A 14856-nucleotide genomic window follows, 5' to 3' on the forward strand; every position below is an offset into this window, starting at 1 on the left:
GGACCCGCGACCCGCCCCACGGGAAACAGGGCCCCCCCCCCCCCCCCCCCCCCCCCACCCCCCCCCCACCCCCCCCCCCCCCCCCCCCGGGGGGGCCCCCCCCCCCCCGCGCCGTGCCGGTCAGCGCATCAGGACGCCCGCGCCCTCACCGGTCGCCTCCGTGGGCATAGCGACCAGCCCCAGGTCGGCGCCCGCCGCCAGCAGGCGGTGCGTCGGCAGTATCCGGACCGTGTACCCGAACGGGCCCGTCCGGTCGAGGGTGAGGGGGCCCTCGTAGACCCAGCGTCCCTGCTGGTCCGGTCCACCCGCCGGTTTCAGCGGCACCGTCTGGGCGTCCCGCAGCCGGTCGTCGGTGTCGACCCGGCCCGCGACCGCCTGGACCTCGACGTCCTCCGGCTGGAGGTCCCCGAGGGCGACCCGGACCCGCAGCGCCAGGGTCGAGCCGAGCTCCGCGACGCCGTTGGCCTCGTCGACCTCGACGTGGTCGACCGCCACGAGCGGCCACGCGGCCCGCACCCGGGCCTTCCACACGGCCAGTTCACGGGCCGCGTCGGTGGTCAGCGACCGGTGGGCGAGGGCGGCCGGCGCGTACAGCCGCTCCACGTACTCCCGCACCATCCGGCCCGCCAGCACCTTCGGGCCCAGGTTGGCGAGCGTACGGCGGACCATCTCGATCCACCGCTCGGGCAGCCCGTTCGCGCCCCGGTCGTAGAAGCGGGGCGCGACGCGCTTCTCGATCAGCTCGTAGAGCGCGTTCGCCTCCAGGTCGTCGCGCCGGTCCTCGTCCAGCGTCGGGCCGTCGGCGGTCGGGATGGCCCAGCCGAAGTCCGGCTCGTACCACTCGTCCCACCAGCCGTCCAGCACCGACAGGTTGAGACAGCCGTTCAGGGCCGCCTTCATCCCGGACGTGCCGCATGCCTCCAGCGGGCGCAGCGGGTTGTTCAGCCACACGTCGCAGCCCGGGTAGAGCTTCTGCGCCATGCCCATGCCGTAGTCGGGCAGGAAGACGATGCGGTGGCGTACGCGCGGGTCGTCGGCGAACCGCACCAGTTCCCGCACCAGCCGCTTGCCGCCGTCGTCCGCCGGGTGGGCCTTCCCCGCCACGACGATCTGCACCGGCCGCTCCGGGTGCAGCAGCATCTCCGTCAGCCGGTCCTGGTCCCGCAGCATCAGCGTCAGACGCTTGTACGAGGGGACCCGGCGGGCGAAGCCGATGGTCAGGATGTCGGGGTCCAGGACGCCGTCGATCCAGCCCAGCTCGGCGGAGCCGGCGCCCCGCTGCCGCCAGGAGGCGCGCAGCCGGGTCCGTACCTCCGTCACCAGCTGGTCGCGCAGTTCGCGGCGCAGGTCCCAGATCTCGTAATCGGCGATCTCGCCGACGGCGTCCCACCGCTGGGCGCCGCCGACGCTCAGGGCGTCCTCGGCGCGCTGGGTGCCGATCCTGCGGGCACCGAGCCGGAACACCTCGGGCGCCACCCAGGTCGGGGCGTGGACGCCGTTGGTGATGGAGGTGATCGGTACCTCGTCGGCGTCGAAGCCGGGCCACAGGCCGGCGAACATCCCGCGGCTGACGGCGCCGTGCAGGGTGGACACGCCGTTGGCGCGCTGGGCGAGGCGCAGGCCCATGACGGCCATGTTGAAGAGGTTGGGCTCACCGCCGGGGTAGGTCTCCATGCCGAGCTGGAGGACCCGCTCGACGTCGACGCCGGGCAGCTCCGCGCCATCGCCGAAGTGGCGGGCGACGAGCTCGCGGTCGAACCGGTCGATGCCGGCCGGGACGGGCGTGTGGGTGGTGAAGACCGTGCCCGCCCGGACGGCCTCCAGCGCGGCGTCGAACTCGACGCCCTCCCCGCTCAGTTCCCGGATGCGCTCCAGGCCGAGGAAACCGGCGTGCCCCTCGTTGGTGTGGAACACCTCGGGCGCGGCGTGGCCGGTGAGCTCGCAGTACGCGCGTACCGCCCGGACACCTCCTATTCCCAGCAGCATCTCCTGGAGCAGCCGGTGCTCGCTGCCGCCGCCGTAGAGGCGGTCGGTGACGTTGCGCTCGGAGGGGCCGTTCTCCTCGACGTCCGAGTCGAGCATCAGCAGCGGTACGCGGCCGACCTGCGCCACCCAGATGTGGGCGTGCAGGCAGCGGCCGGCCGGCAGGGCGAGGGAGACCCGTACGGGGGAGCCGTCCGTCCGCCGCAGCAGGCTGACGGGCATCTCGTTGGGGTCCAGCAGGGGATAGTGCTCCTGCTGCCAGCCGTCCCGGGAGAGGGACTGGCGGAAGTAGCCGTGGCGGTACAGCAGGCCGACGCCGATGAGCGGTACGCCCAGGTCGGAGGCGGCCTTCAGGTGGTCGCCGGCGAGGATGCCGAGGCCGCCGGAGTACTGCGGCAGGGCGGCGGTGACACCGAACTCGGGCGAGAAGTAGGCGACGGCGGCGGGCAGGTCGCCGTCCGGCAGGGAGTGGTTCTGGTACCAGCGGCGGCCGCGCAGGTAGTCGTCGAGGTCGTCCGCGGCGGCGGACAGGCGGCGCAGGAAGCGCCGGTCGCGGGCGAGCTCGGCGAGCCGGGTGCCGGACACGGAGCCCAGCAGCCGGACGGGATCGCAGCCGGCCGCCCGCCACCCCTCGGGGTCGACGGCCTGGAACAGTTCACGGGTCTCGGCGTGCCAGGACCAGCGCAGGTTGCGCGCGAGGTCGCTGAGCGGCCGGAGCGGGTCGGGGAGGACGGGGCGCACGGTGAATCGACGGATTGCCTTCACGTGTTCCACCTTCGCAGGGCAGGTACGTTTCGGGGCGGACGCACCACGGTGTGCGTCCGCCTTCACCCTTCGACGTTATCGGCACGCCGCCCTCCGCAACCACGGCGCACTCAGGGGGGCGCGTTCACGGCGCGCTCACCGGGACCTCGTACGGGGACCCGGCGTTGACCGTCTCCGCGTCGAACGCGCCGGTCGCGGCGTATCGGGCGGCGATTTCTCGCCGTTCTCGCGGCGGGATCACGTCGTCGATGTCGGTGAAGCCGCCGGGGGCGCGCCGGTGGGCCAGATTGATGACGACTTCCGGGCCCAGGTGCCGGTTGGCGCGCTGAAGCTCCGTCATGGCGGGGCGCCGGTCCGCCTCGTAGGCGGCGAGGGCGTCGGCCGGGTCGGGGTGCCGGGACATGGCGTGGGCGAGGGCCCGGCCGTCGATGATCGACTGGGTGGCGCCGTTGGAGCCGATGGGGTACATGGCGTGGGCGGCGTCGCCGATCAGGGTGGTGCGGCCGTGGCTCCAGCGCGGCAGGGGGTCGCGGTCGACCATGGGGTACTCGTAGGCGGCGCCGGCGGCGCGCAGGACGTCGGGGACGCTCACCCCGTCGAACTCCCAGCCCTCGAAGTGGTGGAGGAAGTCCGTCACCGGTACGGCCCGGTTCCAGTCCCCGTGTGCGGCGGCGGCGGTGCTGTCGGCGGGCATCGCCACCGCCCAGTTCACGAGGACGTCCCCACCGGGGCGCTCGGTCATCGGGTACACGACCGCCTTGCGCCGGTCGTCGCCCGCGATGAGCATGAACGTTCCGGCCCGGCGCGGGTCCATCCGGGAGACGCCGCGCCACACCAGCATGCCGTTCCAGGGCGGCTCGCCCTCGCGCGGGTTCAGCGCGGCACGGACCGCGGAGCGGATGCCGTCGGCGCCGACCAGTACGTCCGGCTCCAGTGACGCCCGTCCGCCCCCGGTGCCCTCGTGGTGGGCGAGTCTCAGCCGCGGGCGGCCGTCGGGGCGCTGCCCCACACCCGTCACCCGGACACCGGTGACGATCGCGGAGGGGCCGAGCCGGCGGCGTACCGCGTCGGCGAGGACCCGCTGGAGCGTGCCGCGGTGGACGGACAGCTGGGGCCAGTGGTACCCGGCGCGCAGCCCGCGCGGCTCGCGGGAGATCAGTGCGCCGGAGCGGTGGTAGTAGCGCAGCTCCCGGGTGCGTACGGCGTCGGCCTCCAGCGCGTCGAGGAGGCCGAGCGCGTCCAGTTCGCGGACGGCGTTGGGCATGAGGTTCAGCCCCGCGCCGAGCGGCCGGATCTCCTGGGCGGCCTCCACGACGGTGACGCGGGGGAACCCTGCGGCGTGCAGGGCGAGCGCGGCGGTCAGTCCGGCGACACCGCCGCCGGCGATGAGGACGTGCGGGGTCATCGCCGCTCCCCGCACCCGGCGGTGGGGCGCGGCCGCTGGGTGGCCTGACGCACCAGCGTCTCGTTGTCCCGGGTCAGGTCGAGTACCGAGCGCAGCAGCGCGACGGGCGCGCCGCCGCTGCCCTCCTCGTAGAGCCGCAGGTCGTCGCTGTAGGCCTTGCGGGCGATGCCGATGTGGCGGGCGCGGAACGTCTTGAGGATGCGCAGCACCCGTGCCAGCGAGTGGGTGGAGGCGACGAGCTGGGGCGGCAGCCGGTGCACGGTCTCCCAGCTCAGGGCGGCGGACAGTTTGCTGACGGCGGAGACGCCGCCCTTGTGCGCGGCGTGGAAGGCCCGCCACGACGGGAGGCTGTACTCGACGGACTCGGCGAGGAAGGCGTCGTAGCCGGGGTGGGGGCGGTCGCACTGCCAGACCGTCAGGTCGACGAGCCAGAGCGGCACCTGGGCGGCTGCCGGGCCGAGGTAGGCGCGGCCGGCGACGTCGACCTCCTCGAAGTAGGGGCGCAGGGTGCGGGCGAAGTAGGACGGCGAGACGTTGTCGATGGTGAAGTCGATGGAGTCGACCATCGCCTGGACGTGCTGTGCGGTGCGGTCCAGGGCGAGGGCGAAGCCCGGGTCGTACGGTTCGAGGCGGGCCAGCTGGCCGCAGGTGTCCAGGGCGGCGACCAGGCTGGGGAAGACCATCCGGACGGCCTCCTGGAGGTGGGCCTCCATCTCGTGGCCGGTGTACATCCGCTGCCGGGAGCCGAGCGGGTTCCAGGTGGTGTAGTGGTGCACGGTGTCCCGGGGCACCATGTCGGTGCGCCGGGCCAGCTCCTCCAGCACGGGGAGGACCTCGGGGACGACGGCGACCGGCTGGACGCCGTGCCGTTTGAGGGAGCCGAGCAGCATGCCGAGGTCCCGCATCGCGGCGAGCGCCTCGATGACGCACCACTCGGCGGCCCGGTCGAGGTCGGGTACGAGGGTACGCAGGGCGACGGTGAGCGCGGGCACGTCGGCGTCGCGGTTCATCGCGGGGAGCGCGGCGAGCAGGGCGTCGGCGCCGAGCGGGTCGGCCTCACGTATCTCGGTGATGCGGTAGCGCGGTTCGGCGCAGGTATCCAGACACGGCGCGACAAGGTCGTACAGGGTCAACGGGATGCCCCCCTCGGGCAGTGTGGGTTCGGGAGTGGCGCGGCGCCGGCTGGTCAGGCGGTCACCGCGGGTCGCCCACCCGGTCCTGGCGTGGCGGCGCCGGTGCGGGCGCGGGCAGGCTCAGCCGCACGGACAGCACTGCGGCCGCTGCGGCGAACGCGGCGCCGACGAGCAGCGCCGCTTGGTAGCCCGCGGTTTCGGCCTGGGGTGTGGCCGTGCCGGTGCGGGTGGTGGCCACGGCCACGAGGACGGCCAGGCCCAGGACGGATCCGAACTGCTGACTGGTGTTGATCAGCCCGGAGGCCAGGCCGGTCTCCTCTGGCGCGGCCTCTGCCGTGGCGGCCACATTGGTGGTGACCATGACCAGCGGCAGGGCGGCCCCCAGCACCAGGCTGGGTGCGAGGACGGTGGTGGTGAAGGTGCCGTCGGCGCTCAGGGCCAGGGCGAGCCAGACCATCCCGGCGAGCAGCAGCCCGAAGCCGAGGGTCATGGTCCGGCCGAGGCCGAGACGGAGGATGAGGCGGCCGGTCAGCGGGGCGGTGGCCACGACGACCAGGGAGAGCGGGAGCAGCCCGAGTCCACCGGCCAGCGGGGACTGCTCCAGCACGCTCTGGAGGTAGAGGCTGACCAGGAAGAACATGGGGAACAGCGCCATCTGGGCGAGGGCGCTCAGGCCGTTGGCGAGGCGCAGCGCGGGCCGCTTCAGCACGGCGGGCGGTACGAGGGGCCGGGCGGCTCGGGTCTGTACGACGGCGAAGGCGGCGAGCAGGGCGAGCCCGGCGGCGCCCGCCAGCGGGCTGCGGCCGACGAGCGCGTAGGCGACGAGGCCGAGGCCGCCGGTGGCGGTGAGGGCACCGAGCAGGTCGAATCCGGGCTCGGTGCCGCGCGTCCGGCCGTCGAGGAGGTGTGGCGCGAGGGCGCCGAGCACCGCGGCGACGGCCACGTTCAGCCAGAAGGTGGAACGCCAGCCGAGCAGGTCGGTGAGGACCCCGCCCAGGACGGTACCGAGGACGCCGCCGAGGCCGCCCATCGCGGCGAAGGCGCCGAGCGCCCTGTGCCGGGCGGGGCCGTGCGGGAAGAGGATCAGCAGCAGGGCGAAGGCGGCGGCGGCCGCGAGTGCCGCCCCGACCCCCTGCGCGGCGCGGGCGGCGATCAGCGCGCCGGTCGACTGCGCGAGGCCGCCGGCGGCGGAGGCGGTGGCGAGCAGGGCGAGTCCGACGGTGAACAACCGCCGGTGGCCGAACAGGTCGGCGGTGCGGCCGCCGAGGAGGAGCAGTCCGCCGAAGGTGATGAGGTAGGCGTTGGCCACCCAGGACAGGCCCTCGGACCCGGTTCCCAGGTCCCGGCCGACGGACGGCAGTGCCACGTTGATGATCGCCGTGTCCATGATCATCAAGAGCTGGGTGGCCGCCAGCAGCGCGAGCGCGCCGCGCTTCCCCCCCGCGCCGCTCACCGGTCACCCCCGGCCCGGGTCCACCCGGGGTCGGCGGGCCGGGCGGTCCGGCACGGGGAGCTCGGAGGTCGGACCGCGCGCCCGCCCCGCGCGCACTGCCCCGGGTCGGCCGCGCGCAGCCGGGCCGGCGCGGTCATCGGGCGCCCCCGAGGTCGTAGCCGTCCAGGCAGCTCTGGGCGAGGGCCTCGCAGGCGGGGCCGCCGCCCTCCCATGCCTGCTGGGTGAGGTAGACGTGCGGGGCGCCGTGGTAGAAGCGTTCGTACTGCTCGTGGCGGCCGGCGAACTCCGAACCGAGCGCGTCCCAGGCCAGCTTCAGCAGCTTGACGCGGTCCTCGGCCGGGGTGCCGGGCGAGCGGATGTACTTGCGGATCAGCGGGCCCAGCTCGGGGTGCAGCAGGTCCTGGCCCGACGCGGGCAGCTGGATCACCCCGCCGCCCGCCAGCAGCTTGATCTCCTGGAGGGCCTGCGGATACAGCTCACCGGCCATGATGCGCTGCGCGAAGGAGATGTCCTTGCCGGGCGCGACGCCGCCGCGGCCGCCGTCGACCTCCTGGCACGACGCCTCGGCGGCCAGCACGAACGCCTTGGCCTGCGCGACGCGGCCGAGGAGACGGCCGATGACCTGGGTGACGGGCGGCAGCTCGTAGGTGTTGTTGGCCTTGGTGATCAGGATCGCGATGCCGGTGAGGAACTCCAGCTTCGTCCAGAACCGGGTGGCGGCCTGGTGGACGAAGTTCAGGTACGCGGGGGTCCGCCACCACATGCGGAACGACACGTCGACGTTCCGGTACACCAGGACCCGTTCCCACGGCACGAACACGTCGTCGCACACCAGCAGGGCGTCGTTCTCGTCGAAGCGGGAGGAGAGCGGGTTGTCGAAGACGCTGCGGGCCTGCGCCTCGTACGAGGTACGGGAGACGAACCTCAGCCCCGGCGTACCGACCGGGACGGAGAAGCACACCGCGTGCTCGACGTCCTGCGGGGCGAGCGGCTCGATGGTGCCGACGATCACCTCGTTGCCGAAGGCCGCGGCGGTGCCGATCATCTTGGCGCCGCGCACCACGATCCCGCCGTCCTTCTCGGCGACGACCCGCACCACCAGGTCGTCCTCCTCCTGCCCGGAGGCGGACCGGGTGCGGTCGATCTGCGGGTTGGTGATGGTGAAGGCCGGGTACAGGTCGCCCTCGGCGAGGCGCCGGTGGTACGCGAGGGCGGCGGCCGATCCGTCGTACGCCTCCGTCGCGAACAGGGACGGCAGCGCCGCGAAGCCCGCCGCGCCGCCCGCCATGTAGTCGGGTGTGCGGCCCAGGAACCCGAAGCTCGCCTCCGCCCACACCTTGTACGCCTCGCGGCGGGCGACGAGGTCCCCGTACGAACGGGGGATCGCGAAGGCCCGGTGGACGCCCCCCTGGGTGAGGACCGGGGTGTACTGGGAGTCGTGCGCCAGGTCGTACAGGCGGGCGATCGAGGCGGCGGTGTTGCGGAACGCCGGGTGCGCGGTGACGTCCCCGACCCGCTCCCCGTCGAGCCATATCTCCCGGCCGTCGGGCAGCGACGCCAGATACTCCTGACCGGACCTCGTCACCGTTTCTCCTCCTGCGGACGTCATCGCCGCAGGAGAGCCTGTCCGCTGGTCCACACCTACGGCAATGAACGTCCGTCCAATGGTCCTTAAGAACCGGCCAGCCGACGGCCGGAAACCATTACGCGGCGCTCGCCGAACCCGCCCGGTACTCACCCGGAGTGACGCCGAACCATTTGCGGAAGGCAAGGTGGAAACCGACCGCGCTCTGGTAGCCGACCCGCTCCGGCACCGCCGACTGCGGCAGGGACGTCTCGCCGAGCAGCCGCGCCGCCTCCTGCATCCGCCGCCCGGTCAGGTGGCGGGCCGGCGCCTCGCCGACCAGGGCGCGGAACGCGGCCGTGAACGCGGAGCGGGACATGCCGACCTCGCGGGCGAGCGACTCGATGGTCCACGGCTCGGCGAAGCGGGTCGCGATCATCACCAGGGCGCGGCTGACCCCCGGGTGGCGCAGGACCGGCAGGGAGGCCGGGTTCTCGGCGAACTCCCGCAGCAGCGGGCGCAGCGCGAGCACCAGGGCCATCTCGAAGGCCCGCAGCGTGATCAGCCGGTCGCCGGGGCCGATGGGCCGGTCGGGGGCGGCGAGCAGCCGCAGGGTGTCGCGCAGCAGGGGCTCGCGGTCGACCTGCGAGCCGTCCAGCACCAGGGCCCAGGGCAGCGCCTTGTACAGACCGGTGGCGGCGCTGGCATCGTAGTGGAGCCCGGCGCACAGCAGCCGGCTCTCCGGCCCGGTGCCGCCGATGCGGATCTCGCCGGAGGTGCCGGGCTGGCGTTCGGGCAGCACCGCCTTGAGCGGAACGCCCTGCCGGTCGGGCCGGTCGGCGAGCCGGTGCGCGGTACCGGTGGGAAAGACGGCCAGGTCACCGGCGTGGAGTTCCTGAGGTGGCTGGCCGTCGGCGGTGATCCAGCAGCCGCCCTCGACGATGTAGTGGAGGACGGCGCACCCCTGCTCGGCGTCGCCCTCGATCGCCCAGGGGGCACTGACGTGCCAGCGGCTGTCGAAGACGCCGGTGAGGCGCAACGGTTGCAACAGCTCACTGAGGAGGTCGTCGTTCCGGTCGTCGTTCCCGGTTTCGGTGCGCACGGTGTCCATGGACGATCCTTCAACCCCCGCCCCGAATTGTTAATTGATCGGCCAAAGCCGCCGCCGCCAGCCTGTGAGGAGCCGTCATGGCAGCAGTCACACCCTATCGAAGGGCCAATCAGGCATATGTCCGAGCCAATGTCCGAGCAGAATCAGATGCGGGTAGCAGTGGTCGGCGCGACCGGTTTCCAGGGCGGGGCGGTCGCCCGGCTGTTGACGGAGCGTGACCACCGGGTCCGTACCCTGTCCCGGCGTCCCCAGGGCGACCGGCCTCCGCTGCCCGGCGTCTCGTGCGCCACGGGCGACCTCGGCGACGCCGAGGCCGTGCGCCAGCTCTTCACCGGCGCGACGCACGCGGCGGTGGTGATGCCGCTGGTGTACGAGGCGATGCGGGTGCGCGCCTACGCCCGGAACATCGCCGACGCCGCCGTGGAGGCCGGGGTGCGGCGGCTGGTGTACAACGCCAACACCCGGGTGCCGCGCACGCCCACGGAGGTGGCGGCGTTCGAGACGCGCCGGATCGCCGAGGAGGAGCTGCGGGAGAGCGGCGTACCACTGGTGGTGCTGCGCCCGCCGGTCTACCTGGACAACCTCTTCAGCCCGTGGAACGGCCCGGCCCTGGTCAACGAGGGCATCCTCGCCTATCCGCTGTCGGCCGACGTGCCGGCGGCGTGGCTGTCGCACCGGGACCTGGCCCACGCGGTGTACGCGGCGCTCACCGTGCCGGGCCTGGAGGGCCGGGTGTACGACATCGGCGGCGCCCGGACCCTGACGGGTGACGAGCTGGCGGAGGAGTTCGGCAAGGGCCTGGGCCGTGCGGTGCGGTACCGGGCGCTGGCGCCACACGTCTTCGAGCAGGCCCTCGCGCAGGCCATCGGCCCGGCGGGGGCGGCCGGGGTGGCGGGTATCTACCACCACATGGCGGCAGGCCGGGATCCGCTGCTGCTGGCCGGGGACGACGGCCTGTCCGCCCGGGCCCTGTCGGTGACGCCGGCTCAGGTGGACGAGTGGGTGGCGCGCCAGCCGTGGCAGATCTGGGCGAGCGATCCGGAGGAGCGGGGCGCCCAGACGCTCACCTGAACGCCACCGGACACACCCGAGCAGGAACCGGCCTCCATTTTCCACTCGAACGGGGCCGGTTCTTTTCGTGTTCACCTACGCCCGGAGTAGTTAACAACGCGCCGGATTGCCTACCCGAAGGGTGTGGGTAGGGCTCCACCGGTACCCGCCCACCCGAGTGAACCCGGACAGGAGCGGTGATGCCTGCGCTCTGCCACTCGTCAACGGAGCAAGTACAAAGAGCGATACCCGTTACGCAACCCTCAGGTGATGCCGTGAACCCGCTGATTGGTCGCATTCCCGTTCTCGATGTACGCCCGCTCGTCGACTGCGGCAGAAGGCCCGCCAAGGCGGTGGTCGGCGAAACCTTCCAGATTACGGCCACGGTGTTCCGCGAAGGCCATGACGCCGTGGCCGCGAACGTGGTGCTGACGGACCCGGCCGGACGCTCCGGCCCCTTCACCCCGATGCGCGAACTGGCGCCCGGTACCGACCGCTGGGGCGCCGAGGTCACTCCGACGGCCGAAGGGCGGTGGACCTACACCGTCGAGGCCTGGAGCGACCCGGTCGCCACCTGGCGCCACACCGCCGGCATCAAGATCCCGGCCGGCATCGACACCGACCTGGTGCTGGCCGAGGGCGCCGCGCTGCACGAGCGGGCCGCCGACGGCGTACCGAAGGGCGAGGGCCGCGAGGCCGTGCTCGCCGTGGTGGACGCCCTGCGCGACGAACGGCGCTCCCCCCAGGACCGGCTCGCCGCCGCCCTGGACACCGGGGCCGTCCAGGCGCTCGCCGCCCATCCGCTGCGCGAACTGGTCTCCGTGTCACGGCCGTTGCCGTTGCTCGTGGAGCGCGAGCGGGCGCTGTACGGCTCGTGGTACGAGATGTTCCCGCGCTCCGAGGGGGCCCGGGAGATCGACGGGCGGATGGTCTCGGGAACCTTCCGTACGGCCATGGAGCGACTTCCGGCCATCGCCGCGATGGGGTTCGATGTCCTGTATCTGCCGCCCATCCACCCCATCGGCACCACCCACCGCAAGGGTCCCAACAACACCCTGGTGGCCGGCCCGGACGACGTCGGCGTGCCCTGGGCGATCGGCTCGCCCGCGGGCGGCCACGACGCCGTCCACCCGGACCTCGGGACCATCGAGGACTTCGACGCCTTCGTCGAACGGGCGCGCGAGCTGAGGCTGGAGGTGGCGCTGGACTTCGCGCTCCAGTGCTCGCCGGACCACCCGTGGGTGAAGAAGCGCCCGGCGTGGTTCCACCACCGGCCGGACGGCACCATCGCGTACGCCGAGAACCCGCCGAAGAAGTACCAGGACATCTATCCCGTAGCCTTCGACCGGGACATGCGGGGTATCGTCCGCGAGACGCTGCGGGTCCTGCGGTACTGGATGGCGCACGGGGTGCGTATCTTCCGGGTCGACAACCCGCACACCAAGCCAGTGGTGTTCTGGGAGAAGGTCATCGGGGCGATCAACAAGACCGACCCGGACGTGATCTTCCTGGCCGAGGCATTCACCCGCCCCGCCATGATGCACACCCTCGGCGCGATCGGCTTCCAGCAGTCGTACACGTACTTCACCTGGCGCAACAACAAGCAGGAGCTCACCGAGTACCTCACCGAGCTGTCCGGCGACGCCGCCGCGTACATGCGGCCGAACTTCTTCGTGAACACCCCGGACATCCTGCACGCCTACCTCCAGCACGGCGGGCGCCCCGCCTTCGAGGTCCGGGCGGTCCTCGCCGCCACCATGTCGCCCACGTGGGGGGTGTACGCCGGGTACGAGCTGTGCGAGAACACCCCGGTGCGGGAGGGCAGCGAGGAGTACCTCGACTCCGAGAAGTACCAACTGCGCCCCCGCGACTGGCAGTCCGCCGAGCGCGAGGGCCGCACCATCGCCCCGCTGATCACCAGCCTGAACCGGATCCGGCGCCGCAACGCCGCCCTGCGGCAGCTGCGCTCGGTGCACTTCCACCACACCGACGACGACGCCGTCATCGCGTACAGCAAGCGAGCGGGTTCGAACATTGTTCTGACGGTCGTCAACCTCGACCCGCGCCACACCCACGAGGCGACGGTGTCGTTGGACATGCCGGAACTCGGCCTCGACTGGCACGAGACCGTGCCGGTGCGCGATGAGCTCACCGGTGAGACCTATCACTGGGGCAGGGCCAACTATGTGCGCCTCGAGCCGGGCGTCACGCCCGCGCACATCCTCGTCCTGCGACCGTCCCCGCCGATCGGAGGGTCACCCACATCATGATCGTCAACGAGCCCGTCCACGACACGTTCGAGGACACCCCGGCGAAGGACCGCGATCCCGACTGGTTCAAACGAGCCGTCTTCTACGAGGTTCTGGTGCGTTCGTTCCAGGACAGCAACGGCGACGGCGTCGGCGACCTCAAGGGCATCACCGCCAAGCTGGACTACCTGCAGTGGCTCGGGGTCGACTGCCTCTGGCTCCCGCCGTTCTTCAAGTCCCCCCTGCGGGACGGCGGTTACGACGTATCGGACTACACCTCCGTACTGCCCGAATTCGGCGACCTGGCCGATTTCGTCGAGTTCGTCGATGCCGCCCACCAGCGCGGCATGCGAGTGATCATCGACTTCGTGATGAACCACACCAGCGACCAGCACCCGTGGTTCCAGGAATCCCGCAGCGACCCCGACGGCCCCTACGGCGACTACTACGTCTGGGCCGACGACGACAAGCAGTTCCAGGACGCGCGGATCATCTTCGTCGACACCGAGACGTCCAACTGGACCTTCGACCCGGTGCGCAAGCAGTACTACTGGCACCGGTTCTTCTCCCACCAGCCCGACCTCAACTACGAGAACCCGGCCGTGCAGCAGGAGATCCTGTCCGCGCTGCGGTTCTGGCTCGACCTGGGCATCGACGGGTTCCGCCTGGACGCCGTGCCCTACCTGTACCAGCAGGAGGGCACCAACTGCGAGAACCTTCCGGCCACCCACGCCTTCCTCAAGCGCGTCCGCAAGGAGATCGACGCCGCCTACCCGGACACCGTGCTCCTGGCCGAGGCCAACCAGTGGCCCGAGGACGTCGTCGACTACTTCGGCGACTACGCGGCCGGCGGCGACGAGTGCCACATGGCGTTCCACTTCCCGGTGATGCCGCGCATCTTCATGGCGGTGCGCCGGGAGTCGCGCTACCCCGTCTCCGAAGTCCTGGCCAAGACCCCGGCGATCCCGGTGAACTGCCAGTGGGGCATCTTCCTGCGCAACCACGACGAGCTGACGCTCGAAATGGTCACCGACGAAGAGCGCGACTACATGTACGCGGAGTACGCCAAGGACCCGCGCATGCGGGCCAACATCGGCATCCGCAGGCGGCTGGCCCCGCTCCTCGACAACGACCGCAACCAGATCGAGCTTTTCACCGCGCTGCTGCTGTCCCTGCCCGGCTCGCCGATCCTCTACTACGGCGACGAGATCGGGATGGGCGACAACATCTGGCTGGGCGACCGCGACGGCGTCCGCACCCCCATGCAGTGGACGCCCGACCGCAACGCGGGCTTCTCGTCCTGCGACCCGGGACGGCTGTACCTGCCGACGATCATGGATCCGGTCTACGGCTACCAGGTCACCAACGTCGAGGCGTCCATGGCGTCGCCGTCGTCCCTGCTGCACTGGACGCGGCGGATGATCGAGATCCGCAAGCAGAACCCGGCCTTCGGCCTCGGTTCTTACACCGAGCTGCCGTCGTCCAACCCGGCGGTCCTCGCGTTCCTGCGCGAGTACGGGGACGACCTGGTGATGTGCGTGCACAACTTCTCGCGGTTCCCGCAGCCGACGGAGCTGGACCTGCGGCGGTTCAACGGGATGCACCCGGTGGAGCTGATCGGCGGGGTGCGCTTCCCCGCGATCGGCGAATGGCCGTACCTGCTCACCCTCGCGGGGCACGGCTTCTACTGGTTCCGCCTCCGCAAGGACACCGCGAAGCCGGGCACCGGCAGAACGGTCACGGAGGCGTCGGTGGCGCCGGGCAAGCCCGGCTCGGCCACCACCGGCATGGCGGCCAGAACCCCCGTGGCCCCCGCCGCCACGGACTCGGCTCCCGGGGCGCCCGCGCCCGCCGGGGCGCCCGACGGACCGTCACCGGGCGCGGCACCCGAACCGCCGGCGGGCAAGGCGCGGCCCGTGGTGACCGACCGGTCCGCCGGCCGGGCGGCCTGGAAGGAGTGAGGACATCAGGGCGGGGCGTTTCCGTCGCCCCGCCCTGGGCACTCTCCCCCTCATACGTCGATTCGGGTCTATCTCGACCATCCCCGCCCGACACGTCCCGCACAGCCGGACAGCACTCGCCGCATTCCGGGACACTCTGCACGTTCTGTGCATTTCGTAGTGCCCGGGGAAAGGACGCGCTG

8 protein-coding genes and 1 pseudogene are annotated in these 14856 nt (G+C 72.3%); 3 read left to right on the forward strand and 6 right to left on the reverse strand.

The annotated features are described in order from the left end of the window. Positions 1 to 120: 120 nt before the first annotated feature. From glgP to AC07DW_RS25965, 6 genes are all read right to left on the reverse strand, one after another. Positions 121 to 2748: an alpha-glucan family phosphorylase gene (gene glgP / locus AC07DW_RS25940; RefSeq protein ID WP_478860097.1), complete on the reverse strand. Its 2628-nt coding sequence runs from the start codon at positions 2746 to 2748 to the stop codon at positions 121 to 123. A gap of 124 nt (positions 2749 to 2872) precedes the next feature. Further along, positions 2873 to 4153, reverse strand: a complete 1281-nt coding sequence (locus AC07DW_RS25945) for an FAD-dependent monooxygenase (protein ID WP_478860098.1) — start codon at positions 4151 to 4153, stop codon at positions 2873 to 2875. Continuing rightward, on the reverse strand, positions 4150 to 5286 hold the full coding sequence (locus AC07DW_RS25950) for a monodechloroaminopyrrolnitrin synthase PrnB family protein (RefSeq protein WP_478860099.1): 1137 nt from the start codon (positions 5284 to 5286) through the stop codon (positions 4150 to 4152). Before AC07DW_RS25950 ends, AC07DW_RS25945 begins: the two co-directional genes overlap by 4 nt. Before the next feature lie 61 nt (positions 5287 to 5347). Next, a complete protein-coding gene (locus AC07DW_RS25955) occupies positions 5348 to 6739 on the reverse strand; it encodes an MFS transporter (protein WP_478860100.1) in 1392 nt (463 codons plus the stop codon). Between the two features lie 133 nt (positions 6740 to 6872). Then, positions 6873 to 8324 (reverse strand): 4-hydroxyphenylacetate 3-hydroxylase family protein, encoded by a 1452-nt coding sequence (locus AC07DW_RS25960; RefSeq protein WP_478860101.1) that lies wholly within the window; start codon positions 8322 to 8324, stop codon positions 6873 to 6875. A 118-nt stretch (positions 8325 to 8442) separates the two neighbouring features. Beyond that, on the reverse strand, positions 8443 to 9414 hold the full coding sequence (locus tag AC07DW_RS25965) for an AraC family transcriptional regulator (protein WP_478860102.1): 972 nt from the start codon (positions 9412 to 9414) through the stop codon (positions 8443 to 8445). A 129-nt stretch (positions 9415 to 9543) separates the two neighbouring features. Between AC07DW_RS25965 and AC07DW_RS25970 the strand changes: the two genes are divergently transcribed. From AC07DW_RS25970 to treS, 3 genes and pseudogenes are all read left to right on the forward strand, one after another. Further along, complete coding sequence (locus AC07DW_RS25970) at positions 9544 to 10485, forward strand: SDR family oxidoreductase (protein WP_478860103.1); 942 nt, start codon at positions 9544 to 9546, stop codon at positions 10483 to 10485. Between the two features lie 263 nt (positions 10486 to 10748). Then, on the forward strand, positions 10749 to 12734 hold the full coding sequence (locus AC07DW_RS25975; RefSeq protein ID WP_478860142.1) for an alpha-1,4-glucan--maltose-1-phosphate maltosyltransferase: 1986 nt from the start codon (positions 10749 to 10751) through the stop codon (positions 12732 to 12734). Next, positions 12731 to 14422: pseudogene (gene treS, locus AC07DW_RS25980) on the forward strand (maltose alpha-D-glucosyltransferase); the annotation flags it as partial. The gene AC07DW_RS25975 and the pseudogene treS, both read left to right, overlap by 4 nt. Between the last annotated feature and the right edge of the window lie 434 nt (positions 14423 to 14856).

Source organism: Streptomyces sp. NPDC045701, from assembly GCF_056432045.1.

Bases quoted from the DNA above. Each gene is read 5' to 3' on its own strand.
- AC07DW_RS25965 (WP_478860102.1), bottom strand. From the start codon at position 9,414: ATGGACACCGTGCGCACCGAAACCGGGAACGACGACCGGAACGACGAC.
- AC07DW_RS25945 (WP_478860098.1), bottom strand. From the start codon at position 4,153: ATGACCCCGCACGTCCTCATCGCCGGCGGCGGTGTCGCCGGACTGACC.
- AC07DW_RS25970 (WP_478860103.1), top strand. From the start codon at position 9,544: ATGTCCGAGCAGAATCAGATGCGGGTAGCAGTGGTCGGCGCGACCGGT.